This is a genomic window from Bradyrhizobium sp. BR 1432 (assembly GCF_051547705.1).
GTDB lineage: Bacteria > Pseudomonadota > Alphaproteobacteria > Rhizobiales > Xanthobacteraceae > Bradyrhizobium > Bradyrhizobium zhanjiangense.
The window spans coordinates 4208716-4231591 of record NZ_JBPUGF010000003.1 but is presented as its reverse complement, the minus strand read 5'-3'; the positions used below and the strand labels follow the sequence as shown (position 1 = coordinate 4231591).

Sequence of the window (22876 nt, the reverse complement as noted above, 5' to 3'; positions counted from 1 at the left end):
GTCGAACCACGCTCAGTCACCAGCGACATCAGTCCATACCGGGACCAGGCCATTTTCGGAGGTTGTCATGAACAAGCTGGCCATCGCCACCACGGCGCTCTTCCTCGCTTCGACCGCCGCCGCGCATGCCGGCAATTCGATCTCGTTCCAGATCGAAGGCCAGCACATCCGCATCGAGACGCCGCGCAACTGCGCCTCGCTCAATTGCGTGACCATCGTCGCGCCGGGCCTGTCGGACAAGCCGATCAAGCTGAACAACATCAACCTCAAGGGCCTTGGCGGCTCCAACGACGATGACGTCGACACCACGCCGGCTCCGGCGAACACGACTGCACAGCCCGCGCCGACTCCGGTGCAGCAGCAGCCCGTGCCGCAGGCGCCGGTCCAGGCGGCTGCGCCCGCCATTGCCGCCCCCACAGCCCCCGCCGCGAGCGTTGCCGCCGCTCCGTCCGTCGGCGTCGACAATACGCCTGTTACCGCGCCTGCTCCCGTTGCCGCGCCCGCTCCCGTCGCTGCTGCTCCCGCGCCGGCCCCGGCTCCGGCTGCCGCAGCGCCTGTGGCGGCACCGAACTCGCCGATCGGCGTGTGGGCGACCGAAGAGAACAAGGGCAATGTGCGTGTCGAGCAGTGCGGTCCCAATCTCTGTGGTTACGCCGAGAAGACCAACGCGCGTATCCTGATCAACATGAAGCCCGAAGGCTCGAAATGGAGCGGCCGCATCCACGATCCCGACTCCGGCCGCAATTACGAACTCGACCATCGCGATGAAGGGCCCGAATGCGATGCGCGTGCAGGGCTGCGCCTTCGGCGGCATGTTCTGTGGCGGTCAGACCTGGAAGCGCGTGAGCTGACGCTGAAGGCGTCACATCGACAGGCAAGCACAAGTCATCGTCATGCCCTGGCTTGTCCCGGGCATCCACGTTCTTCGAACCGCGCGCCAGCACGTGGATGGCCGGGACAAGCCCGGCCATGACGGTGAGGAGATGCCGGAGCCCATAACACTGGCATTGCTCGCGACCTGGTCTTGTGGACACGACGTTCGAGCATTCGCTCCCCCCTGCCACACATGTTCATCCGCCATTCAGCTGTCCCCGGACGAAATCCGCAGCTCTCACCTCGCGTTCTCACCGGGATCTCCTCGTGACTTCATTGGCAGCCTGGCGCCGCTTCGTGTTTGCGCTCGCCCTGCTGGCCTTGCCGCTGGCCGGCGCGGGCGTGGCGTTCGCATCCGATGCAATGGAGCTTGCGCAGGCGCAGCCGCAAGCACAGCCGATACCCGCACCCTCCCCGACGCCGTCGGCCTCACCTAGCCCCGCGACAGACGCGCAGCCCGCCGCCGTCGAGCCGATCGGCAACGTCGCGACCGTGACGGGGATCGCGACCGTGATCCGCGACAAGAACTCGTATCCGCTGCGCGTGCGCGACGACATCTATCTCAACGACGTCGTGCAGACCTCGTCGAACTCCTCGCTCGGCATCACCTTCAACGACGCCACCACGTTCAACCTCTCGGCCAGCGCCAGGATCACCATCGACAATTACGTCTATGAGGACGGCGGCAAGCAGAACGCCGCGATCTTCGACGTCGGCAAGGGCACGGTGGCTTTCGTTGCCGCAGCGGTGGCGAAGACCGGCGACATGAAGATCACGACGCCGACCGCGACGCTCGGCATCCGCGGCACCACCGGCGTCGTCGATGTGCCGGAAGGCGCGGCGGCGAACAGGTCGAGCAATGTCAACATCAAGCTCTATCCCGACGCAGACGGCCGGGTCGGGCACATCGACGTCGACGACCGCACAAGCGGCACGCGGCTCGGCGCGCTGACGCAAGCAGCGAGCGGCTTTGCGATCCGGCCGGGTGCAGGCGGCGCGGGCGGCGTCATGCGCTTTGCCGCGGTGCCGATCACGATTCCGCCGCAGCAGATCGCGCGCGACCGCGGCTTCGTCAGCCAGGTGCATCTGGCGCAGACCACGGGCCGGCAGATCGTCACCGAGCAGCGCGACTTCCGCCGCGCCAATCCCGGTGCGCTCAGCCGCATTCCGCGACCGCTCCAGCCGCAACAGCAGCAATTGCGGCCGACCACGCCGCCAAGCCAGCAGCCGCAGAGGCCGAACGGCCAGCCCGGCCAGAACAACCGTCCGGGTCAGCAGCAACCGGGCACACCGGGCCGGCAAGGCGCGCAGCCACCGCAGCGGCAGGGCCAGGGCGGCGCGGTACAGCCGGGCGGCCAGCGCGCGGGTCAGGGGCAACAGCGACAAGGCGAGCAGCAACAGGGACCGCAACATCAAGGCCAGCAGCAAGGCGCGGGTCGGCCGCCAGGAGCGCCACGCACCGGGCAAGGCATGCAGCCCGGTGGCGTACAGCAGACGCAGCCGCAAGCTCCGCGCACGGGACTGCGGCCCGGTCAGCCAGCACAGCCACCTGCGGCCCAACAGCCCGGCGGCATTCAGCGCCAAGGCGGCTTCCAGCAGCGCCTCCCTGGCGCGCAACGCCCCGCAGCGCCGCGCAAACCGGCGCCGAAGGAGAAGGAGCGGCGGTGACTCTTCCTTCTCCCCTTCGTGTGCGCGAAGCTGCATCGTCAGCGCGGCGGCGGTTCTGAGGAAATCGTGCGAAAGAAGCCCGCTCCGCCGCCTCCCCGTCATTGCGAGGAGCCCTTGCGACGAAGCAATCCAGAGTCCCTCCGCGGAAAGTTTCTGGATTGCTTCGCTGCGCTCGCAATGACGAGTTGGAACGAGCTGGCGTTACCGCAACCACACTAACTCGCAGGTGCCATTTTGCTCAGCACGCGGCACGCGTTCATGCGTCGCCGCGGAGCCATGCCTTCACCTTCTGCAACAAACCATGCCGCAATTCATCGACCGAGGCGGCTTCGGCTGGCGTCAGCGTCTGCAGGGCCGCATCGATACCGTCGGGCACAGGCGGCGTCGGCTCGGGAGCGGCCGCCAGCGCCGCAGTCGCGAGCGCGATCGGACCAACGTGTGTCAGGAACGCGCGCTCATACTCGCGCGAGAGGCGGGCGATCGCATCGTCCAGCGTCAGCCAGTTCGACCGCCTTGATGTCATTCATCAGTTTGCGGACCGGCCCACCGTCAGCCTCCATCCGCCAGAAATGCACGACCTTGGAGCGCCCGCCGGACTGATAAACGAGCGTGCCCAGAAATTCGTGTACGGCGACATCGTGGCCGGTCTCCTCCAGCACCTCGCGGTGCGCGGCTTCCTTGGGCGTCTCGCCGTCGTCGAGCTTGCCCTTGGGCAAGACCCATTCATTGCGCTTGCGCTGGCGCACGACTGCAATCAGCGGCGTCGAACCACACCGCAGCACGATACCACCCGCCGCCATCACCGGCGCCCGCGCCATCACCAAATCCGTATCGGTCGAACCGCCCCGCTGACGATATAGGCGGCGGGCGCGGCGGATTGAAGGCTACTTTCTTTTCAGCAGCGCTTGGCCTGCGCGAATGCGTGTGCCCTCCGCGATGCCATCGCAGAACGTGAAATCGCCGGGCGCCAGGATGATGATGGTCGAGCCGTGCTCGAACCAGCCGAGTTCCTCGCCTTTGGTCACGTTGACGTCGCAGGGGAAATTGACCGGCCCGCGGGTCTGCGCGTTCAGCACCATGTTGAGAAAGTGCAGGCGGATGCTCGCGACCAGGATCGCCGCCACCGGCACCAGCGTCACGGCTTCGCCAGTCGACAAATGCGTGCGGATCACCGCGCGCTCGTTCTTGCAGAACAGCCGCTCGACCCGCTTCAAGGCGATCGGGTTGACGTTCCAGACGTCGCCATGGATCAGCGTGACACGCTCGATATGCGCGTCATAGGGCGCGTGGAAACGGTGATACATGCTCGAGGTCAGCCGCAGCGTGACGAAACTTCCGTTGCGGTGCTGGTCGACGAGCGCCGAATTGCCGACGAGGTCAAGCAGCGAATAAGGCGCGCCCTTGACCTGAAACAGCTCGGTGTCGGCGATCCGGCCATGGGCGCCGACAATGCCGTCCGAGGGGCTGGCGACAATGGAAGCGTCCGGATCAAAGGGACGCAGGCCTGGCTTGAGCTCCCGGGTGAAGCAGTCGTGCAGACTCCGAAAGTGGGTTTTGCGCGCCTCCGACAGATCGAGGTCGGAGAACAGCTTCCACAGCGCGATCGAGAAGTCCCGCACCAGCGGGTTCTCGATCTTGGAGAACCAGCCCATGAAGCGGGTCAAGGCCGCACGCGGGATACGGTTGGTCAACAGGAAGTTGAGGTCTTCCTGCTGGGTGAAAGAGGCGATGAGGGCTTTGACTGTCATGAATTTGTCAGCTCGCAGTATTAGCGCTTGTTGTCATGGAAACGACACTCCCGATTCTCTCGATGTCCGTGGCCGCCGCAGCGTCCGCTGCCGCCGCCTTCCCGAAGCTCAAGGCGCGCATCGAGCTCTCCCGCGCCAAGCACCGCTCGCTCGCCGGGCACTCCAAGATGTCGCGCCGGGTGGCGCGGCTGCTCCCGTTCTACGAGTTTAGCGGTGACCGTTATTTCGGCTGCGACGGCGCGCCTGCGAACGTGGTGAAGCAGCGCAAGGACGCCTTCTTCCGCCTCGCCAGGCTTTACGCCGAGCGCTACCCCAAGGGCCGCGCGATGACGAAGGAAGCGGCAGAGACGATCTCCGACCTGAACTTCACCGAGAGCTATCGCGTGCCGTTCCAGTTCTCGCGCCTCGTCCGCGAGCATCTGGGCACCTCGACCTTCATGGAATCCTCGCGCGGCGTCACCGTCACCGATGTCGACGGCAACGCGTCCTACGATCTCACGGGATCCTACGGCGTCAACATCTTCGGCAACGACTTCTACAAGGAGTGCATCGAGGGCGCCGAGAAGCGCGCACACGCGCTCGGACCGGTGCTCGGCCCCTACCATCCCGTCATCCTCGAGAACGTGCAGCGGCTCTGCCAGATCTCCGGCCTCGACGAGGTCTCGTTCCACATGTCCGGCACCGAAGCGGTGATGCAGGCGGTGCGGCTCGCGCGCTACCACACCAAGCGCACGCATCTCGTTCGCTTCGCCGGCGCCTATCATGGCTGGTGGGGCGACGTGCAGCCCGGCGTCGGCAATCCGATTCCTGCGCACGAGACCTACACCCTCGCCGAGATGTCGGAGAAGACGCTGCACGTGCTGCGCACCCGCAAGGACATCGCCTGCGTGCTGGTCAACCCGCTCCAGGGCCTGCATCCGAACGCGAATGCGCCCGGCGATTCCTCCCTGGTCGATTCCTCCCGCGGCGGCAATTTCGATCGTGCGGCCTACACCGAATGGTTGAAGAAGCTGCGCGAGGTCTGCACCGAGCGCGGCATCGCGCTGATCTTCGACGAGGTGTTCGTCGGCTTCCGTCTCGCCGCCGGCGGCGCCCAGGAATATTTCGGCGTGCGCGCCGACCTGGTGACCTATGGCAAGAGTCTCGCCGGCGGTCTGCCGGTCGGCGTGGTCTGCGGCAAACGCGAATTGATGCGCCGCTTCCGTGACGATCGCCCCGCCGACATCTGCTTTGCCCGCGGCACCTTCAACTCGCATCCCTACGTCATGACGGCGATGGACGAGTTCTTGAGCCGTCTCGCCAGCCCCAACTTCCGCGCCATCTACGATGGGCTGGAGGAGACCTGGAACGGCCGCGTCCAGAAGCTCAACCGGATGATGACCGATGCCGGCCTGCCGGTGCGGTTCGCCAACTTCTCCTCGATCTGGACGGTGAAATACACCACGCCGTCCCGCTACAACTGGATGCTGCAATACTACCTGCGTGCCGAGGGCCTGGCGCTGAGCTGGGTCGGCACCGGACGGCTGATCTTCAGCCTCAACTACACCGACGCCGACTTCACCGAGGTCGCCGAGCGCTTCGTCCGCGCGGCGCAGAAGATGAAGGCCGACGGCTTCTGGTGGCACGACGGCGCGCTCACCAACAAGAACATCAAGCGGCAGATCCTGAAAGAGATGCTGGCCAAGCGTTTTGGGCGCTGAGGCCAAGCACCGCTGCCTCGCTCCCTCTACCCGCTCGCGCGGAGAGCGTCGGGGCGAGGGGGAGTCTCCGCGAGCTCGGTGAGAGTTGACGAACACCCCGCTCGCAGCGCCCCCGTGGAGAGCCCCCCTCACCCGGACCGCATCTGCGATGCGCTCCGGCCTCTCCCCGCACGCGGGGAGAGGCGAAGAAGCCCCCAAGACGTGGATGCCCGGGACGAGCCCGGGCATGACGCAACCAATCGACATCTGAGTATTGGATGTGCGCAGCGCGCTCAGGCGTGCTGCTCTTCGAGCGTGGGCTCGCCGATGAGGCCCAGCGTGTGCTCGGGGTTGAGGTGCAGGCCAGGGTCCATCAGCTCGCCGCGCATCAGCGCCAGCGGGGCCTTGTGATAGAGCATCAAATCGTGGAAGGGGTCGGTCAGGATCTTGGTCATCCAGACGAGGCCGGTCTCGATGTCACGGATGAAGAACAGGTGCACGGTGCGGAACAAGAGGCCGCCGCCGCCGACCACGAGCCAGATCTTCGCCACCTGACGCATGAAATCGGTCGCGCTCGCCCAGGGCGTGAACAGGCCGAACAGCGTGGGATCGGCGACCAGCACCAGCGGCGAGAGCGCCCAGATCGCCATCAGCACCACCTTGCGCTGAAGGTTGTAGCCGACCTTGATCTCTTCCTTGTACTCGTGCGTCGCCTGGTTGATGTGGTCGTAATCGTGCGGCTCGAAGAAGAAGTGACCGGCCTGGCGCGAGGTCATCGAGACCAGCCAGCCGACCAGCCCGGAGACCACGGGATCGATGAACAGCCAGACATAGGCAAAGAGGAAGCTCAGCGCGCTGACGAAGTGCAGGCTCTGATTGATGCGGCTGTGATGATAGTAGCGATGGTCGTCCCAGCGCTGGATGCGCAGCTGCTCGAGATAATTCTTGATCATGCTCTTCCCCAAAATGCTTTCGGGTACAGGATTTAAAGGGATTCGATGTACGCCGTGTGACATCATCATTTTGTCATGTGACGATGTGCAGCGGCGCGATGACGCACGCGGACGCGTAAGCTCACGCCGCCTTGGCGACGTCGACCTTGCGGAAGCGCACCAGCGAGAAGTGCCCGAGCGGCGGGATCAGACGGCGCTCGGCGAGCTCGATGCCGTGGGCGCCGGCCAGCCATTTCGCGTAGCGCGACCAGGCGAACTCGGCGGTGCGGAAGCCGAGCGGACGCACCACCGGCTGGAGCTTCTGCTCGATGAAGCGGCGCATGCCGGTATCGGCGCTGACGCGAGTGAGGATGATCAGCTCGCCGCCCGGGCGCAGCACGCGGGCGAATTCGTCGAGCGCCTTTTCCGGATTCGGCACGGCGGTGACGACATATTGCGCCATCACCACGTCGAAGGAATTGTCGGGGAATTCGAGCTTCTCGGCGTCCATCACCGCGAGACCCTCGACGTTCTTCAGCTTCTGCTCCGTCACGCGGCGGCGCGCCTTGTCGAGCATCGCTTCCGAGATGTCGGTGCCGAAGATGCGCAGGTTCGGCGCATAGAGCGGCAGCGAGATGCCGGTACCGACGCCGACCTCGAGCACCCGGCCGCCGATCTTGTTGGTGGCCGCAATCGCGGCCTGCCGGCCCTTGGCGAACACGCCGCCGAACACGAGGTCGTAGACCGGCGCCCAACGGTCATAGGCCTGCTCGACCGTGCCGCGGGTGAGGTCGAGTTGCTGGGTGCCGTCAAGGTTCATGATCTTAGCCATCGATGAGGTTCTCGCTGTGGTTCAAATAAAAGATCAGCCGCGCACCGGCCGCCGCGCCATGCGAGGCGAGGCGCGCAAGACGCGACTGGGCTGAAGTGAGGTGAGATTGCCGACGAACTGGCGCGCGCTGTTCTCCCAGGAGCGCTCCAGCGCGAAGTTGCGGCAGGTCTCGCGCGACATCGTGAGCGCGCGCAGGCACGCGTTGCGCAGATCATGGTCGATCGCGCCGATCGGGTGATCGGCGATGACGTCCTTTGGTCCCGTCACCGGAAACGCCGCAACCGGCGTGCCGCAGGCGAGCGCTTCCAGTTGCACCACGCCGAAAGTGTCGGTCAGGCTCGGAAACACGAAGACGTCGGCCGCGGCGAGATGCGCAGTGAGATCCGCCCCCTTCTTCTCGCCGAGGAAGACGGCGCCGGGGTATTTCTTTTCCAGCGCGGCCTTCTGCGGGCCGTCGCCGACGACGACCTTGGTGCCGGGCAGATCGAGCGAAAGGAAGGCTTCGAGATTCTTCTCCACCGCCACGCGGCCCATCGTCATGAAGATCGGACGCGGCAGGTCGAGAGCTGCCGGGCTGTCGGGATGGAACAGCTCGGTGTTGACGCCGCGCGTCCAGAAGCCCAGGCGCTTGAAGCCGCGTTCGGACAGTTCCTGCCGCAGCGAGGGCGTCGCCACCATGGTCATGGCGGCGGCATCGTGGAAGTGGCGCAGCACGGCATAACCGACACTCGCGGGGATGCCGGTCCGCACCGAGACATATTCGGGAAAGCGCGTCGTATAGGAGGTGGTGAAGGCGAGCCGGTTACGCCGGCAATAGGCCCGCGCGGCCCAGCCGATCGGGCCCTCGGTCGCGATGTGCAGCGCTTCCGGCGCGGCCTTCTCGATCCGCCGCGCGATCTCCTTACCCGTAGGCAGCGCGATGCGCAGGCCTGGATAGGTCGGCAGCGGCCATGACGGAAAGCCGTCCGGGGTCAGAAAGTTGATCTCGACATCGAGAGCCTTGGCCGCGTTCGCCAGCGAGGTCAGCGTCCGCACCACACCGTTGACCTGCGGATGCCAGGCGTCGGTCGCGATTAATACCCGCATGGGAAAATCCCGAGAGTTTGATGATTCTCGGTTTCCGACCATCAACGAAGGATATTTCAGGCGTATGACGTCACAGAAGTGTCGGCCCACTGTTTTGTTCGTTAACGGGTCCACGCAGCCACGAAACTGTCATGAAACAATCCTTGCCGCCGTGAAACCGTTTTCGGTTTTCCGCGCAAATGTCCCGAAACGTTTTGCCGTTAAGTGATCTACCCAACGGAGCACCGGTAGCGGTGCCGCGGTGAGCAAAAACACCGAGCAAACAGGGGCGATCAATGTTCAATCTGGACACGTTCAAGAATTATTCGCGCGCCGTTGCTTTTGGCGCAGTGGCGATCTCCGCATTCGCGTTCGCAGGTGCAGCCAACGCCGCGCCGGTGCAGCTCTTCCCCTTCTTCCAGCCGCTGCCGCCGATGACCGCGCCGCAGCCGCTTCAGCCCTATCAGCCCTACCAGACGACGCCTTATCAGGCCGCGCCGTCCGAGGATCAGGACGCGGTCGAGATGCCGGCCCGCTTCCGCCGCCAAACCGTTTCCTATGCAACGCGCGAGGCGCCGGGCACCATCATCATCGATACGCCCAACACCTATCTTTATTACGTGCTCGGCAACGGCCAGGCGCTGCGCTACGGCATCGGCGTTGGCCGCGACGGCTTCACTTGGTCCGGCATCCAGTCGGTGAGCCGGAAGGCCGAATGGCCGGCCTGGACTCCGCCGGCGGAAATGATCGCCCGCCAGCCCTATCTGCCGCGCCACATGGCCGGCGGCCCCGGCAATCCGTTGGGAGCCCGCGCCATGTATCTCGGCAGCACCATCTATCGCATCCACGGCACCAACGCGCCCGAGACCATCGGCAAGCACGTCTCCTCCGGCTGCATCCGCATGACCAACGACGACGTCACCGACCTCTACGCCCGCGTCAACGTCGGCACCAAGGTGATCGTGCTGCCGATGACGGAGCGGCGAGCGGAACTCGGAGCTGCGACGCGCTGAGCGACAGGACATTGTGACGCAAACGGCCACGGAACCCACCGGGGCCGTTTTCGTTTGCCCTCGACATCCCGAAGCGCGCTTGCTGTGGCGCGATCCCCGATGGAGGCGCAGATGCAAGCACGCCTGCAACGTTCGTCAAGCGCCTGGCTGCGCGCGATCGGCACCGGGGCACTGACGCTGCTCCTGTCACCACCCCTCCTCTCGTTCGCGCAGCAGCCGGCGAGCGACGACGCGGCCCACCAGGCCTTCAACAATTCCTGCCGCACCTGCCACTCCGTGAAAGAGGGCGACAATCGCCTCGGACCCAATCTCAACAAGATCGTCGGACGCAAGGCCGGCTCGCTGCCGAACTACAATTACTCGTCGTCAATGAAGGAAGCCGGCTTCGTCTGGGACCAGGACAAGCTCACCCGCTTCATGGTCAAGCCGGACGAGGTCGTGTCCGGCCACAAGATGCAGCCCTATGGCGGCATCTCGGCGGAGGAAGCGGCCAAGGTGGTTGCCTATCTGCAGGCGGCGGGCGGCTCGCAATAAGAGGCCGGACACACCGCGCCATTTTGGTGTGGCGCATCCTTCGAGACGCTCGCCGTTGGCCGGCTCCTTCAGGATGGCTCGCCCCCGCGCCTTCGCTCCGCAATCAACCTAAACCACGCCGCGGAATGAAACGCGCTCATCAACAGATACATCGGCACCATGCCGGCGAGCACCGATCCCTGTCCGGCGGAGCAGATCATGTCCGCGTGACCGCCGCCGAGCACGGCGGTCAGCAGGGCCATGATCGCGAAGGTCGGCGTGGCCGCCAGCCCCAGCCATCTGGCGAGGTGACGCGCGGCCGCGACGCTGTCGCGGTTGACGCTGGCGGCCGCGCTGACGGGAGAGGTCATTTCCTTTCTCCCGCGGCCTCCTCGCGAAATGCTTTCTCGCCGGCGTCCGAGATCTCGACCCACTTCTTGTCGGGCGCCGCACCTTCCGTGTAGCTGTCGTGCCAATTCCACCATTTGTAGGTCGGCGTCTGCGGATAGCCCTTCGGCGAATCCTCCCAGACCTCCTGCCGGCCGAGCGGCGTGATGTCGAGATAGTTCCAGGTACCGCCCATCTGCTCGTCGCCCCGGCTCTTGACGAAATAGGTGCGGAAGACACGGTCGCCGTCACGGTAGAACACGTTGGTCCCGTGCCATTCGTCGACGCCGAAATCGGCGTCGAAGCTGTCGGTGATGGTGACCCAGGGCATGGTCCAGCCCATCCGCTTCTTCAGCCGTGCGATATCGGCCTGAGGCGCGCGCGAAGCGAAGACGAGGGTGGTGTCGCGGGCGTTGAGATGCGCGACATGGGCGACCTGGTCGGCGACCATGGAGCAACCCCGGCAGGCATGATCGGGCCAGCCGAACACCCCCGGCTCGAAGAAGGCCCGGTAGACGATCAATTGCCGCCGGCCCTGGAATAGGTCGACCAGAATGACCTTGCCGCCGGGGCTCTCGAACGCATAGGTTTTGTCCACTGCCATCCACGGCATACGCCGCCGCTCGGCGGCCAGGGCATCGCGGGCACGGGTATGCGCCTTTTCCTTCACGAGCAGTTGCAGACGAGCTGCCTCCCAGTCCTGCGGCGACACCACCGGCGGTGTTTGCATGGCGGAATGTCCAGTATTCCCTGCGTTTTCAACTGATGTCATCATGGCTCTCCAAACCTCTTGCCTGGGCGGTCATTCCGCGTCGCGTCATGACAGACGCGGAACAGCTCGCCCCTCACCGCACATCGTCGGTCGTAAACTGTTTCTGGCACCGGACGGTTGCGCGGTGGGAGTAACAAGTGTGGCGGGATTTGCATGGAGTCGCTGATCACGGCCGCGGCGCGCGCGCTCGAAGCGGGCGATCCGCTCGGTGCACTGAACCGCGTCGCCTTGCGCAACGACGCGCCGTCGCTGGCGCTGCGCGGCATCGCGATGGCGCAGCTCGGCGATCTCGCCAAGGCCAAGACGCTGCTGCGGAGCGCCGCACGTGCCTTCGGTCCGAGAGAGGCGGTGGCGCGCGCCAGGTGCATCGTGGCCGAGGCCGAGATCGCGCTCGTCTCGCGCGACTTGAATTGGCCGGTGAAGACGCTCGCGGCCGCGCGGGCGACACTCGCAAAGCATGGCGATCTCGGCAATGCCGCCCATGCCGGTCACATCGAGGCCCGTCGCCTTCTTCTGGTCGGGCGCCTCGACGAGGCCGAGCGCACGCTGGCGGAGCTCGGTGCGTCGCCACTCCCGCCTGCATCTCAGGTCGTCCGCGAACTCGTGGTCGCCGGCATCGCAATCCGGCGGCTCAAAACCAAACATGCGCGCGCGGCGCTCGACCGCGCCGCCGACGCGGCGCGGTTAGCCGGGATTCCAGCGCTCACGGCCGAAGTCGAAAGTGCGAACCTCGTCCTCGACACGCCCGCGGCGCGCCTGATCGCGCGCGGCAAGGAGCATCCGCTGTTGCTCGGCCAGGTCGAAGCGCTGGCGGCGTCCCGAGCGCTCGTCGTGGACACCTTTCATCACACCGTTCGCAAGGGAGGGATCGTCGTGTCACTCGGGACCCGGCCGGTGCTGTTCGCGCTCGCCCGCCCCCTGGCACAGGCGTGGCCCGCGGACGTGTCCCGAGAGGCACTGATGACCGCGGCATTTCAGGCGAAGCACGTCGATGAATCGCATCGCGCCCGGCTGCGGGTCGAGATCGGCCGGCTCCGCGCCAAGCTCAAGCCTCTTGCCGATGTGAGCGCGACCAAGCAGGGCTTTGCGCTGACACCGCGCAAGACGCGGCAGGTTCTTGTGCTGGCGCGGCCGGTCGAGGAGAAGCACGCCGCGGTGCTCGCCTTCCTCTCCGACGGCGAGCCCTGGTCGAGCTCGGCGCTCGCGCTGGCGCTTGGAATGAGCGCGCGCACCGTGCAGCGCGCGCTCGAAGAGCTCGCGCGATCGCACAAGGTGCAATCCTTCGGACACGGAAGGGCGCGGCGCTGGATGACCCCGCCCGTCCCGGGTTTCCCGACAGGCTTGTTACTCCCCACGCCGCTCCTGAAGACGTAAGGTGAGGTCACATCACAGGGATCGAGCACATGAAGCGTTCAACCGCCGAGATCATTAGGGAGTATGGGCCTTTCGCGGGCGTCGAAGCCGTGCATGGCGTCACCTATGACGGCACGCATGTCTGGTTCGCATCCGGCGACAAGCTGAACGCGGTCGATCCGGCCGACGGCACGATCGCGCGCTCCATCGATGTCGCCGCGCATGCGGGAACGGCGTTCGACGGCCGGCACCTGTTCCAGATCGCCGAGGATCGCATCCAGAAGATCGACGCCGCCACCGGCAAGGTGCTCAGCACGATCCCTTCACCCGGCGCTGGCGGCGATTCCGGATTGGCCTGGGCCGAAGGCTCGCTCTGGGTCGGGCAATATCGCGAGCGCAAGATCCATCAGGTCGATCCCGAAACGGGAAAGGTCCTCCGCACCATCGAGAGCAAGCGCTTCGTCACCGGCGTGACCTGGGTCGATGGCGAGCTCTGGCATGGCACCTGGGAGAACGAGGAGAGCGACGTGCGGCGGATCGACCCAGATACGGGCAAGGTGCTCGAGCAGCTCGACCTGCCCGCCGGGACGATGGTCTCGGGTTTGGAGTCCGATGGCGGCGATCGCTTCTTCTGCGGCGGCGGTGGTCGCGGCAATGTGAGGGCGGTCCGTCGTCCCCGGCGCAGCTAGCCTCGCGATCACAGTTTGAATGCGCGGCAACGAGGGGTTCGCATCCGTTAACCTGTTCGCCCCAATTCCACCCCATCCTTGCGCTCTAGCGCCCTTCTCGCCTGCCCTATAGACTTCTGCCCGGGGCTGCCTGGGGGATTGATGGGACTGACGCTGAACCTGAAGACTATCCTGATCGCCGTCGTGGTGCTCGCGGCGTCGTTCTTCATCAGCCTGAAGGCGATGGACTTGCTGTCGCCGCAGCCGACCAATTCGGCGCCGCCGGTCGCGCAACTGCCGCCGCTGCCGCCGGTCTCGAAGAGCTCGATCGTGATCGCGCCGGTCGCGATCGCGCTGTCGGCGATCCGCGAGCAGGCCGAGAAGGCCTCGCCGCGCAATTTCGCAGGGAAGGCCGACAATCCGATCTCGCAGATCCTGGAGAACGCCGACATCGGCTGGTCCGCAGCCCGCGGTCCGATGGCGGCAAACGGCGACAAGGACGTGCTGACGCTGTCGACGCCGCTCACCGGCAAGCTCAACGTGACGGGATCGCTGTCCTCGAAAGCCACAGGCGCCCTTGGCGACGCGCTCGGCAGCGTGCTCGGCGGTGATGCGGCGAAACGGATCGGCGCCGTCAACATCAAGAACCTGAATGCCAGCGCCGAGATCAAGGGCAACGTCGTCGTCACCTCTCGCCCGAAGCTCGCGGCCGCCTGGCATCTCGAACCCAATCTCGGCGCCCAGGTCAATCTCGGCGACACCAACCTCTCGGTCGCCGGCGCCAAGGTCAACGTGCCGGCGCAGGTGAAGCCGCTGATCGACAAGAATGTCGGCGAGCAGATCAACGCCGTCTCCGAGCGCATCCGCAACGATCCTTCGCTGCGGGAGAACGCGAAAGCGCAATGGGCCAAGGCGTGCCGCTCGATCCCGCTGCAAGGCTCGAGTTCATCGGCCGCACTGCCGCCGCTCTGGCTCGAGATGAAGCCGGTGCGCGCGATCGCGGCGCAACCGCGGGTCGATGCGCAAGCGGTGACGCTGCTGCTCGGCCTCGAGGCCGAGACACGCGTGACCTCGGCCCCGACCAAGCCGGAGTGTCCGTTTCCCGACAAGATCTCGATCGTGCCGCCGACCGGCACCGGCGTGAACATCGGCGTGCCGATCGACGTGCCCTTCACAGAGATCAACAAGCTGATCGCGGCGCAGATGGTCGGCCATACCTATCCCGAGGACGGCTCCGGCCCGGTCGACGTCACCGTCAAGACCGTCAACGTGATCCCCTCGGGTGACCGCCTGCTGATCTCGCTGCTGGTGCGCGCCAAGGAGAAGAAAAGCTGGTTCGGCCTCGGCGCCGAGGCGACCGTGCACATCTGGGGCCGGCCGATGCTCGACCAGGCGGAGCAGACGCTGCGGCTCGCCGACATCCAGCTCGCGGTTGAGTCCGAGGCCGCGTTCGGCCTGTTAGGCGCCGCGGCGCGCGCCGTGGTGCCGCAGATGCAGCAGGCCCTGCTGCAGAGGGCAACGCTCGACCTGAAGCCGATCGCCGCCAACGCCCGCGAGAAGATCGCCGCCGCGATCGCCGACTACCAGAAGAGCGAGGACGGCCTCAAGGTCGAAGCCAAGATCGACAGCCTGACGCTTGCCGACATCGCCTTCGATTCCAAGACCCTGCGCGTGGTCGCCGAAGCCGGCGGCTCGCTGAACGTGTATGTGACGAAGCTGTCGGGGATGTAGCGCGCCTTCACTCACCGGGTCCGTGCGTGCCTTCGTCGCTTGCACCGCTGGCATTCTCGTCGGAGGATGCTAATCTCGGCACTGTAGGGGACAACGCGAGGACGACATGGAAGCCGGCATGGTCACGCCTGCGCCGGCACTGGTGCACTTTTCCGGCATTCAGAAGACCTACGATGGCGAGCACCTCGTGGTGAAGAACCTCGACCTCGAAATCAGGAAGGGCGAGTTCATCACGCTGCTCGGCCCGTCGGGCTCGGGCAAGACGACCACGCTGATGATGCTGGCTGGCTTCGAGGTTCCCACTCATGGCGAGATCTACCTCGCTGGCCGGCCGATCAAGAACGTGCCGCCACACAGGCGCGACATCGGCATGGTGTTCCAGAACTATGCCTTGTTTCCGCACCTGACGATCGCGGAGAATATCGCCTTCCCGCTATCCGTTCGCAAAATCAACAAGGCGGAAGCGCAGGAGCGCGTGAGGGCGGCGTTGCGCATGATCAAGATGGAAACCCTGGCGCACCGGCGGCCCGGGCAGCTGTCCGGCGGTCAGCAGCAGCGCGTCGCGCTGGCCCGCGCGCTGGTTTTCAACCCGCAACTCGTTCTGATGGACGAGCCCTTGGGCGCCCTGGACAAGCGCCTGCGGGAGCAGATGCAACTGGAGATCAAGCAACTGCACGAGACGATGGGCATCACCGTCGTCTACGTCACCCACGATCAGAGCGAAGCGCTCACCATGTCGGACCGCATCGCCGTGTTCAACGACGGCATCGTGCAGCAGATCGACAAACCCGACGCGCTGTATGAGCATCCGGTGAACAGCTTCGTCGCCCACTTCATCGGCGAGAACAATGTGCTGGCCGGCACCGTCGAAACGGTCGACAAGGACTATTGCCGTGTCGCGCTGGCTGGTGGCGCTGCCGTGACCGCACGGGCGGTCAACGTATCAGGCGCCGGCGCGCCGACTTCCCTGTCGGTGCGGCCGGAGCGGATCGCCATTGTCCTGGATGGCACCTCCAGCGAGGGACCGAACCGCCTGCCGGCCAAGGTGCAGAACACCATCTATCTCGGCGACCACGCGCTTGCCGTGCTCGATGTCGTCGGCAACGGGGAGTTCATGGTCAAGCTTCAGCCGGGGGCGCATGACAGCCTGAGGCATGGCGACAGCGTGTTCATCACCTTCCGCCCCGAGGACTGCCTGGCCCTTGATCCCGTCTGATTCAATCCTGCAGCATGTCTTTGGCGCAAGTGGACCGGCATCGATCAACCTCAACGCAACGCAGATGAAGAAGGAACAAGGACCATGCTAAAGCGCAACATTGGCAAGATTGCACTAGGTTTCGCCGCGGCGTTCACCGCCAGCGCTGCGCTGGTCACGGTCGCGCAGGCGCGTGACCTCACCGTCGTGTCGTGGGGCGGGGCGTATCAGGATGCCCAGAAGAAGGTCTATTTCGAGCCGTTCAAGAAGGCGGCCGGAATGCCGATGAACGACGAGTCCTGGGACGGCGGCGTCGGGGTGCTGCGCGCCAAGGTGCAGGGTGGCGCCGCAACCTGGGACGTCGTCCAGGTCGAGAGCGACGAACTGGCGGTCGGCTGCGAGGAAGGCCTGTTCGAGAAGATGGACTATTCCAAAATCGGCGGCGAGGCCGCCTATATCCCGCCGTCAGTCAATCCCTGCGGCGTCGGCGCCATCCTCTACGATTTCGTTCTCGGCTACGACAAGGACAAGCTGAAGCAGGCCCCGGGCGGCTGGCCCGACTTCTTCGACACCAAGAAGACTCCGGGCAAGCGCGGCCTGCGTCAGGGCCCGAAGACCACGCTGGAGATCGCTCTCATGGCCGACGGCGTCGCCCCGAAGGACGTCTACAAGGTGCTGGCGACCGACGAGGGCATCGATCGCGCCTTCAAGAAGCTGGACACCATCAAGGGCGACATCGTCTGGTGGAAGGCCGGCGCCCAGCCGCCGCAATTGCTCGCTTCCGGCGAGGTGGCGATGACCTCGGTCTACAACGGCCGCATCGACACCGCGAACAAGAACGAGAAGAAGAACTTTGGCATGGTGTGGGATGGAGCGCTATTCACCCTCGACAGTTGGGTCATCCTGAAGGGGAGCCCGAACAAGGACGCGGCCTACAAGTTCCTGGACTTCGTCGGCAAGGCGGAGAACCAGTCCAAGTTGTCGGAGAACATCGCATATGGCACCTCGAACAAGGACGCAGCCGCCCGGCTGCAGCCCGCTGTTCTGAAGGACCTGCCGACAGCGCCTGATAACATCAAGAATGCGGTCGAGATCAACGTTGGCTTCTGGCTCGAGAACATCGACCGCTTGACCGAGCGCTTCAACAAATGGGCAGCAAAATAGCGTGCTGTCGAACCGGCGTGCGGCGCAGGTAGAGGGTGCGTCGCGGACAACGCCCCCGTGACGCATCCTTCGAGACGCCCGCCTACGGCGGGCCCTCAGGATGAGGACGGAGTGTGCGGCAGCAGTGTCACAGCAGGCGCCGATGTCGATGAGCCTCATCCTGAGGAGACCGCGAAGCGGTCGTCTCGAAGGACGAGGCGCTTGCTCAGGCCGATCGACAAAGCCACATGCGATTGCCCGGCCTGAAGCGGCGAAGGATGTGCAGTCAAAGAGGCTCGCAGCATGACAGCAACACCCGCGATCGGCGCAGATGCCCAGACCGAGGTGCCCCTCAAGCGCCGATTGAGGCGTGCAGAGCGCGCGCGCCAGGTCAAGGCATTGGCGCTGGTGCTGCCGCTTCTCGTCTTCCTGCTTTTCACCTTCGCAGGCCCGATCGCCGGGATGCTGTGGCGCTCGGTCGATGACAGGGAGGTGCGTCAGGTTCTGCCGCAAACAGTCGCTGCTCTCGCGAGCTGGGACGGCAAGGACCTGCCGGACGAAAAGGCCTTTGCTGCGCTGGCAAGCGACATCCTTGCGGCGCGCGCCTCCGGCACCATGGCCATTGCGGCCAAGCGGCTGAACTACGCACTGAACGGCTTCCGCACCATCCTGACCAGCACGGCACGCAATCTGAAGGCGGTGCCGGAGCGAGGGGCGGCCAAGGAGACGCTGGGCAAGATCAATCCCGCCTGGCGCGAACGCGCTACCTGGACCACGATCAAGGACGCCAGTGGCCCATTGACCAGCTTCTACCTGCTCGCGGCGCTCGACCTCACCCGGAACATGGACGGCGCGATCGTCGCGGCCCCGCCGGATCAGGCCATTTACCGCAACGTATTCACCCGCACCTTCATGATCAGCCTCAGCGTCACGGCACTCTGCCTGATCCTCGGCTTCCCGGTCGCCTACCTGCTGGCGACGCTGCCGCCCGGCCGGTCGAACCTGCTGATGATCTTCGTCCTGCTACCGTTCTGGACGTCGCTTCTGGTCCGCACCTGCGCCTGGATCGTGCTGTTGCAGAGCAAGGGCGTCGTGAATGACAGCCTGCACTGGCTTGGCATCATCGACGAGCCGTTGCGCCTGATCTACAACCGCTTCGGTGTCTGCGTGGCGATGACCCACGTTCTCCTGCCGTTCATGATCCTGCCGCTCTACAGCAGCATGAAGGCGATCTCGCCTGCTTACATGCGTGCCGCCGCCTCGCTCGGTGCGCCGCCGGTCACAGCCTTCCTGCGCATCTACCTGCCGCAAACGCTGCCCGGTATCGGTGCCGGAAGCCTGCTCGTCTTCATCCTGGCGCTCGGCTACTACATCACGCCGGCACTCGTCGGCGGCGCCGCCGATCAAATGATCAGCTACTTCATCGCGCTCTACACGACCGAGACGGCCAACTGGGGCCTCGCCTCGGCCTTGGGTGCGGTGCTGCTGCTCGCCACTGTTCTGCTCGCTCTCCTCTACGGAAAGCTGGTGCAGGGACAGCAGGTCACGGGAGGGATGAAGAATTGAGCGATGATCCCTCCCTCCGCACGCCCAGCCAACGTATCGCATGGACCGCAACCATCGTCGTCTCCACGCTGGTGTTCATCTTCCTGATCGCGCCAATCCTGGCGATCATGCCGCTGTCCTTCAGCTCGGGCTCCTACCTGACCTATCCGCTGCCCGGCCTCTCCTTGCGCTGGTACGATGATTTCATCAATTCGCCGCGCTGGATGAATTCGCTGAAGAACAGCATGATCATAGGCGTCGCCTCGACCCTGCTGTCCATGGTGCTCGGCACATTGGCCGCGCTGGGACTGGCGCAGTGGAAGAGCCGGTTCAAGCCGCTCGTGCTGGCCTTCGTGCTGTCGCCGGTCGTCGTGCCCGGCGTCATCACCGCGGTCGGTCTGTATTTCTTCTTCGCGCCGATCGGACTGACCGGCAGCTATCTCGGCTTGATCCTGGCCCACACCGCGCTGGCGACGCCCTTTGTGGTGATCACGGTCGGCGCGACGCTGCAGAGCTTCGACACCAATCTGGCGCGCGCCGCCGCCTCACTCGGCGCCTCGCCGCTCTACGCGTTCCGCCGCGTGATTCTGCCGCTGATCCTGCCCGGCCTCGCGTCGGGTGCGCTGTTCGCCTTCGCGACCAGCTTCGATGAGGTGGTGATCGTGCTGTTCATGGCAGGTCCCGAGCAGCGTACCCTGCCGCGCGAGATGTTCGCCGGCATCCGCGAGAACATCAGCCCGACGATCACGGCCGCGGCGGTGATGCTGACGACGGTATCGATCATCCTGCTCGCGACCATGGAAGGCTTGCGCCGACGGAACGAACGGCTCAAGGGCAGCAGCGGCTAGGCGACGTTCGTCTTCCTTTTCCCGCGAGCGTCGCTGCCCTCTCCCGCAAGGGGAGAGGGCACAGCAATGCGCTATCGTGACGTTGCGATATTCCTCCTCCCGGGAACACCACCCGCCCTTTCTTTTTTGCATTCTGCTATGGCGCGGATCGCTTAGCTGCGCCTGCAGATAGCCGTTAAAACTCCTCCCGCAACAAAACCCAAACAACAACACACAGGGAGAAACAACATGCAAAAACTCAGTGTCGCGATCGCAGCTGGCCTAGCTCTGGCCGCAACATCCGGCGCCGCGCAGGCGCAGATTTCCGACGACATCGTCAAAATCGGCGTGCTCACGGACATGTCGAGCCTCTATGCGGACGCGACCGGCAAGGGGTCGCTCGCCGCCGTCGAGATGGCGGTCGCCGACTACGGCGGCAAGGTCGCGGGCAAGCCGGTCGCGGTCGTCGCCGCCGATCACCAGAACAAGCCCGATGTCGGCGTCAACATCGCCCGCAACTGGTACGACAACGACAAAGTCGACGCGATCTTCGACGTTCCGACCTCCTCGGTGGCGCTGCCGGTCTCGGCGCTGACGCGCGAGAAGAACAGGATCAACATCAATTCCGGCGGCGGCTCGTCCGACATCACCGGCACCGCCTGCTCGCCCAACACGGTGCACTGGACCTACGACACCTATGCGCTGTCGAACGTCGCCGGCAAGGCGATGGTCAAGCGCGGCGAGGACAGCTGGTTCTTCGTCACCGCCGACTACGCTTTCGGCATGGCGCTCCAGCGCGACGCCGCCAACGTGGTCAAGGAGAGCGGCGGCAAGGTGCTCGGCGAGGTCCGCCATCCGCTCAACTCGTCGGACTTCTCCTCCTTCCTGCTCCAGGCCCAGGCCTCCAAGGCCAAGGTGGTCGCGCTGGCGAATGCCGGCGGCGACACCACCAATGCGTTGAAGCAGGCTTCCGAGTTCGGCCTGACCCAGGGCGGCCAGAAAATGATCGCGCTGTTGCAGGAGATCACCGATACGCATTCGCTCGGCATCAAGGCGACGCAAGGCCTGATCGTCACCGACGCCTTCTACTGGGACATGAACGAGGAGACGCGGGCGTTTTCGAAGCGCTTCAACGAGAAGGTCGGGCACATGCCGACCATGATCCAGGCCGGCCTCTATTCGGCGACCATGCACTACCTGAAGGCGATCGACGCCATCAAGACCGACGAGGCGCCGAAGGCGATGGAACAGATGCGCAAGACACCGATCAACGACTTCTTCGCCAGGAACGGCAAGATCCGCATCGACGGCCGCATGGTCCACGACATGTATCTGTTCGAGGTCAAGAAGCCCGAGGAATCCAAGGGCGATTGGGACCTCTACAAGCTGATCGCCACCGTGCCCGGCGACGAGGCGTTCCGTCCGCTCGACAAGGGCGGCTGCCCGATGGTGACGGGGCATTGATCTGCGCTCGTCGTCATTGCGAGCTCCGCAATTTTGTCGCGAGCTCCTCGCAATGACGGGGACGAAAAGACACGACAGCGCGCCCAGTGAAAACCGGGCGCGCTTCGTCTAGGCAGTTACGCGAGCCGCATTACTCCGAGTACTTGAACTCGGGCATGCCCTTCAGCTCGTCCTTGCTGGCGTTGAACACGGCATGATCCGGATACCATTTCGACGCGGACGAGGTTGTCGCGGTCTTGTCGGTTCCGGTCGCTGCGCCAGTCGTCGTGGTCGAGGCCGGCCGGCCGGGCGGGCTGGTGGCCGGGGCGCTGTAGGCGATGGCCTCGTTGGTGAACTTCAGCTTCTCGTAGGGCACCGCGACCAGATGCTCGCCCATGCCGAGGAAGCCGCCGACGCCGATCACGGCGATCTTGATGTTACCGTTCTTGTCCATCAAGAGGTCGTTGATCGAGCCGATGTTCTCGTTGGCCTCGTTATAGACCTTCACGCCCGACATTTTCGACACGCGCCACTGGTCGGACGCGCTCGTCGTCGTGGCGGTAGCCGCGGTCGGCGCCTTGTCGGTGGTGGCGGTCGGTGCTTGCGCGAACGCCGCGGTCGCAAGCAGTACTGTGCCGGCGAGGCCGGCAACGATCGACTTCATCATGTTGTCCTCTCCTTCACAAACCTCGTGCGGAGAAAACAGCGCTGATCACGCGCGGTTCCGTGCGGGCGGCAATTTCGTTGCGCAATGCGCGAAGCCGAAAATCACGGCAAGGCACGCTCCTGCGTCATCCAGGAACATATTGCGGCGCACGGTTCCCCGCCGACGATCATGCGCCCTGGGTGAAGCATGATCGCGGCGGGGAACGCGCCGACCCAGCGTCGCCCAGGTCAGCTCTTGTAGTCGATCAGGAGCGCGGAGAAGCTCGAGCCGCTCGACGCGCTGCCATTGGCACCGTAGGACGACGCCGATGATTGCGATTGCTGCAGCGCCTGGAGGAATTGCTGGAGGATTTCCGCGGTCGTCGCGTCAGCCGACGTGCTGCTGGCCGCATCCGTGGTCGTCGACGAATCCGAATTAGCATCATCCGGCGGCGGGCCGGGCGGCGGTCCGCCTGCCCCACCGGGGCCACCCGCCCCGCCGGGGCCATTGGCGAACGCGGACTGAAACACGCTCTTCAGCTCCTCGGCCTGATCCGAGGTCAGCGTCCCGTTCGACACCTCGTTCGAGATGAGGTCGTCGATCTTCGACTGCATCTCGTCCTTAGAGGGACGCGTGCCGCTCGATTGGTCGCTCGACCGGCTCTGCTGGAGTGCGGTGTCGATGTCGGTCAGCGCCGTTGACAGCGCGGACTGGTCCGACGACGAGATCGTGCCGGCGGAGACTTGCGATTGCAATTCCTGCTGCAGCCGCTGCAGCGGCGACTGATAGCTGCCGGCGGAGGCCGCCGAAATCGAGGTCATGATGGCTCCGTGGATCTTGCGG

At 65.1% G+C, this 22876-nt stretch carries 20 protein-coding genes and 2 pseudogenes; 13 read left to right on the top strand and 9 right to left on the bottom strand.

The annotated features are described in order from the left end of the window. The first annotated feature begins 67 nt into the window (after positions 1–67). A pseudogene (locus ACSKB8_RS20375) lies at positions 68–851 on the top strand (DUF2147 domain-containing protein). A 289-nt stretch (positions 852–1140) separates the two neighbouring features. Continuing rightward, entirely contained in the window at positions 1141–2541 is a 1401-nt protein-coding gene (locus ACSKB8_RS20370) for a FecR family protein (RefSeq protein ID WP_438105961.1), read from the top strand. 256 nt (positions 2542–2797) lie between these two features. Here ACSKB8_RS20370 and ACSKB8_RS20365 read toward each other — a convergent pair. Beyond that, positions 2798–3359: pseudogene (locus tag ACSKB8_RS20365) on the bottom strand (NUDIX hydrolase). A gap of 66 nt (positions 3360–3425) precedes the next feature. Further along, a complete protein-coding gene (asd, locus tag ACSKB8_RS20360; protein WP_438105959.1) occupies positions 3426–4289 on the bottom strand; it encodes an archaetidylserine decarboxylase in 864 nt (287 codons plus the stop codon). A 35-nt stretch (positions 4290–4324) separates the two neighbouring features. Between asd and ACSKB8_RS20355 the strand changes: the two genes are divergently transcribed. Continuing rightward, a complete protein-coding gene (locus ACSKB8_RS20355; protein WP_438105957.1) occupies positions 4325–5989 on the top strand; it encodes an aminotransferase class III-fold pyridoxal phosphate-dependent enzyme in 1665 nt (554 codons plus the stop codon). A 272-nt stretch (positions 5990–6261) separates the two neighbouring features. Here the strand turns inward: ACSKB8_RS20355 and ACSKB8_RS20350 are convergent, their stop codons facing one another. The 3 genes from ACSKB8_RS20350 to ACSKB8_RS20340 all read right to left on the bottom strand — a co-directional run bounded on the left by ACSKB8_RS20350 (position 6262) and on the right by ACSKB8_RS20340 (position 8818). Beyond that, positions 6262–6921 carry a hypothetical protein gene (locus ACSKB8_RS20350; protein ID WP_370989295.1) on the bottom strand — a complete coding sequence of 220 codons (660 nt, stop codon included), beginning with the start codon at positions 6919–6921 and terminating at the stop codon, positions 6262–6264. 121 nt (positions 6922–7042) lie between these two features. Then, complete coding sequence (locus tag ACSKB8_RS20345) at positions 7043–7732, bottom strand: class I SAM-dependent methyltransferase (protein ID WP_036003432.1); 690 nt, start codon at positions 7730–7732, stop codon at positions 7043–7045. Positions 7733–7765: 33 nt separating this feature from the next. Beyond that, positions 7766–8818 (bottom strand): glycosyltransferase family 4 protein, encoded by a 1053-nt coding sequence (locus ACSKB8_RS20340; protein ID WP_438105955.1) that lies wholly within the window; start codon positions 8816–8818, stop codon positions 7766–7768. A 275-nt stretch (positions 8819–9093) separates the two neighbouring features. Here ACSKB8_RS20340 and ACSKB8_RS20335 point away from each other — a divergent pair, with 275 nt between their 5' ends. Both ACSKB8_RS20335 and ACSKB8_RS20330 read left to right on the top strand, forming a co-directional pair. After that, entirely contained in the window at positions 9094–9810 is a 717-nt protein-coding gene (locus tag ACSKB8_RS20335; RefSeq protein WP_438105953.1) for a L,D-transpeptidase, read from the top strand. A gap of 111 nt (positions 9811–9921) precedes the next feature. Continuing rightward, positions 9922–10344: a c-type cytochrome gene (locus ACSKB8_RS20330; protein ID WP_370989292.1), complete on the top strand. Its 423-nt coding sequence runs from the start codon at positions 9922–9924 to the stop codon at positions 10342–10344. Between the two features lie 68 nt (positions 10345–10412). Here the strand turns inward: ACSKB8_RS20330 and ACSKB8_RS20325 are convergent, their stop codons facing one another. Together ACSKB8_RS20325 and ACSKB8_RS20320 are read right to left on the bottom strand one after the other, a co-directional pair. Further along, positions 10413–10694, bottom strand: coding sequence for a hypothetical protein (locus tag ACSKB8_RS20325; RefSeq protein WP_438105951.1), 282 nt, complete (start codon positions 10692–10694; stop codon positions 10413–10415). Continuing rightward, positions 10691–11485, bottom strand: coding sequence for a DUF899 domain-containing protein (locus ACSKB8_RS20320; protein WP_438105949.1), 795 nt, complete (start codon positions 11483–11485; stop codon positions 10691–10693). Before ACSKB8_RS20320 ends, ACSKB8_RS20325 begins: the two co-directional genes overlap by 4 nt. Before the next feature lie 150 nt (positions 11486–11635). On the opposite strand from ACSKB8_RS20320, the gene ACSKB8_RS20315 reads away from it, so the two are divergent. From ACSKB8_RS20315 to ACSKB8_RS20280, 8 genes are all read left to right on the top strand, one after another. Then, positions 11636–12856 carry a helix-turn-helix domain-containing protein gene (locus ACSKB8_RS20315; RefSeq protein WP_438105947.1) on the top strand — a complete coding sequence of 407 codons (1221 nt, stop codon included), beginning with the start codon at positions 11636–11638 and terminating at the stop codon, positions 12854–12856. A 29-nt stretch (positions 12857–12885) separates the two neighbouring features. Next, positions 12886–13524 carry a Vgb family protein gene (locus ACSKB8_RS20310; RefSeq protein ID WP_438105945.1) on the top strand — a complete coding sequence of 213 codons (639 nt, stop codon included), beginning with the start codon at positions 12886–12888 and terminating at the stop codon, positions 13522–13524. A gap of 141 nt (positions 13525–13665) precedes the next feature. Continuing rightward, the gene (locus ACSKB8_RS20305; RefSeq protein WP_438105943.1) at positions 13666–15234 is read left to right on the top strand and encodes a DUF4403 family protein; all 1569 of its coding nucleotides are present in this window, start codon (positions 13666–13668) and stop codon (positions 15232–15234) included. A 106-nt stretch (positions 15235–15340) separates the two neighbouring features. Continuing rightward, a complete protein-coding gene (locus tag ACSKB8_RS20300; RefSeq protein WP_438105942.1) occupies positions 15341–16450 on the top strand; it encodes an ABC transporter ATP-binding protein in 1110 nt (369 codons plus the stop codon). An 84-nt stretch (positions 16451–16534) separates the two neighbouring features. Then, complete coding sequence (locus ACSKB8_RS20295) at positions 16535–17593, top strand: ABC transporter substrate-binding protein (protein WP_438105940.1); 1059 nt, start codon at positions 16535–16537, stop codon at positions 17591–17593. Positions 17594–17875: 282 nt separating this feature from the next. Continuing rightward, positions 17876–19138, top strand: coding sequence for an ABC transporter permease (locus tag ACSKB8_RS20290; RefSeq protein ID WP_438105938.1), 1263 nt, complete (start codon positions 17876–17878; stop codon positions 19136–19138). Next, a complete protein-coding gene (locus ACSKB8_RS20285) occupies positions 19135–19965 on the top strand; it encodes an ABC transporter permease (RefSeq protein WP_438105936.1) in 831 nt (276 codons plus the stop codon). Before ACSKB8_RS20290 ends, ACSKB8_RS20285 begins: the two co-directional genes overlap by 4 nt. Positions 19966–20193: 228 nt before the next feature. Continuing rightward, the gene (locus ACSKB8_RS20280) at positions 20194–21408 is read left to right on the top strand and encodes an ABC transporter substrate-binding protein (protein ID WP_438105934.1); all 1215 of its coding nucleotides are present in this window, start codon (positions 20194–20196) and stop codon (positions 21406–21408) included. 130 nt (positions 21409–21538) lie between these two features. Here ACSKB8_RS20280 and ACSKB8_RS20275 read toward each other — a convergent pair whose 3' ends face one another. Together ACSKB8_RS20275 and ACSKB8_RS20270 are read right to left on the bottom strand one after the other, a co-directional pair. Further along, positions 21539–22054 (bottom strand): PRC-barrel domain-containing protein, encoded by a 516-nt coding sequence (locus ACSKB8_RS20275; protein ID WP_370989280.1) that lies wholly within the window; start codon positions 22052–22054, stop codon positions 21539–21541. Between the two features lie 227 nt (positions 22055–22281). Then, positions 22282–22854, bottom strand: coding sequence for a hypothetical protein (locus ACSKB8_RS20270; protein WP_438105932.1), 573 nt, complete (start codon positions 22852–22854; stop codon positions 22282–22284). Positions 22855–22876: the final 22 nt, after the last annotated feature.

Excerpts from the sequence above, each read along its gene's own strand:
- ACSKB8_RS20280 (WP_438105934.1), top strand. The coding sequence starts at position 20,194 with ATGCAAAAACTCAGTGTCGCGATCGCAGCTGGCCTAGCTCTGGCCGCA.
- ACSKB8_RS20310 (WP_438105945.1), top strand. The coding sequence starts at position 12,886 with ATGAAGCGTTCAACCGCCGAGATCATTAGGGAGTATGGGCCTTTCGCG.
- ACSKB8_RS20270 (WP_438105932.1), bottom strand. The coding sequence starts at position 22,854 with ATGACCTCGATTTCGGCGGCCTCCGCCGGCAGCTATCAGTCGCCGCTG.
- ACSKB8_RS20295 (WP_438105940.1), top strand. The coding sequence starts at position 16,535 with ATGCTAAAGCGCAACATTGGCAAGATTGCACTAGGTTTCGCCGCGGCG.
- ACSKB8_RS20330 (WP_370989292.1), top strand. The coding sequence starts at position 9,922 with ATGCAAGCACGCCTGCAACGTTCGTCAAGCGCCTGGCTGCGCGCGATC.
- ACSKB8_RS20320 (WP_438105949.1), bottom strand. The coding sequence starts at position 11,485 with ATGATGACATCAGTTGAAAACGCAGGGAATACTGGACATTCCGCCATG.
- ACSKB8_RS20275 (WP_370989280.1), bottom strand. The coding sequence starts at position 22,054 with ATGATGAAGTCGATCGTTGCCGGCCTCGCCGGCACAGTACTGCTTGCG.
- ACSKB8_RS20350 (WP_370989295.1), bottom strand. The coding sequence starts at position 6,921 with ATGATCAAGAATTATCTCGAGCAGCTGCGCATCCAGCGCTGGGACGAC.
- ACSKB8_RS20340 (WP_438105955.1), bottom strand. The coding sequence starts at position 8,818 with ATGCGGGTATTAATCGCGACCGACGCCTGGCATCCGCAGGTCAACGGT.
- ACSKB8_RS20335 (WP_438105953.1), top strand. The coding sequence starts at position 9,094 with ATGTTCAATCTGGACACGTTCAAGAATTATTCGCGCGCCGTTGCTTTT.
- ACSKB8_RS20355 (WP_438105957.1), top strand. The coding sequence starts at position 4,325 with ATGGAAACGACACTCCCGATTCTCTCGATGTCCGTGGCCGCCGCAGCG.
- ACSKB8_RS20290 (WP_438105938.1), top strand. The coding sequence starts at position 17,876 with ATGACAGCAACACCCGCGATCGGCGCAGATGCCCAGACCGAGGTGCCC.
- ACSKB8_RS20345 (WP_036003432.1), bottom strand. The coding sequence starts at position 7,732 with ATGGCTAAGATCATGAACCTTGACGGCACCCAGCAACTCGACCTCACC.
- asd (WP_438105959.1), bottom strand. The coding sequence starts at position 4,289 with ATGACAGTCAAAGCCCTCATCGCCTCTTTCACCCAGCAGGAAGACCTC.
- ACSKB8_RS20325 (WP_438105951.1), bottom strand. The coding sequence starts at position 10,694 with ATGACCTCTCCCGTCAGCGCGGCCGCCAGCGTCAACCGCGACAGCGTC.
- ACSKB8_RS20300 (WP_438105942.1), top strand. The coding sequence starts at position 15,341 with ATGGAAGCCGGCATGGTCACGCCTGCGCCGGCACTGGTGCACTTTTCC.
- ACSKB8_RS20315 (WP_438105947.1), top strand. The coding sequence starts at position 11,636 with ATGGAGTCGCTGATCACGGCCGCGGCGCGCGCGCTCGAAGCGGGCGAT.
- ACSKB8_RS20305 (WP_438105943.1), top strand. The coding sequence starts at position 13,666 with ATGGGACTGACGCTGAACCTGAAGACTATCCTGATCGCCGTCGTGGTG.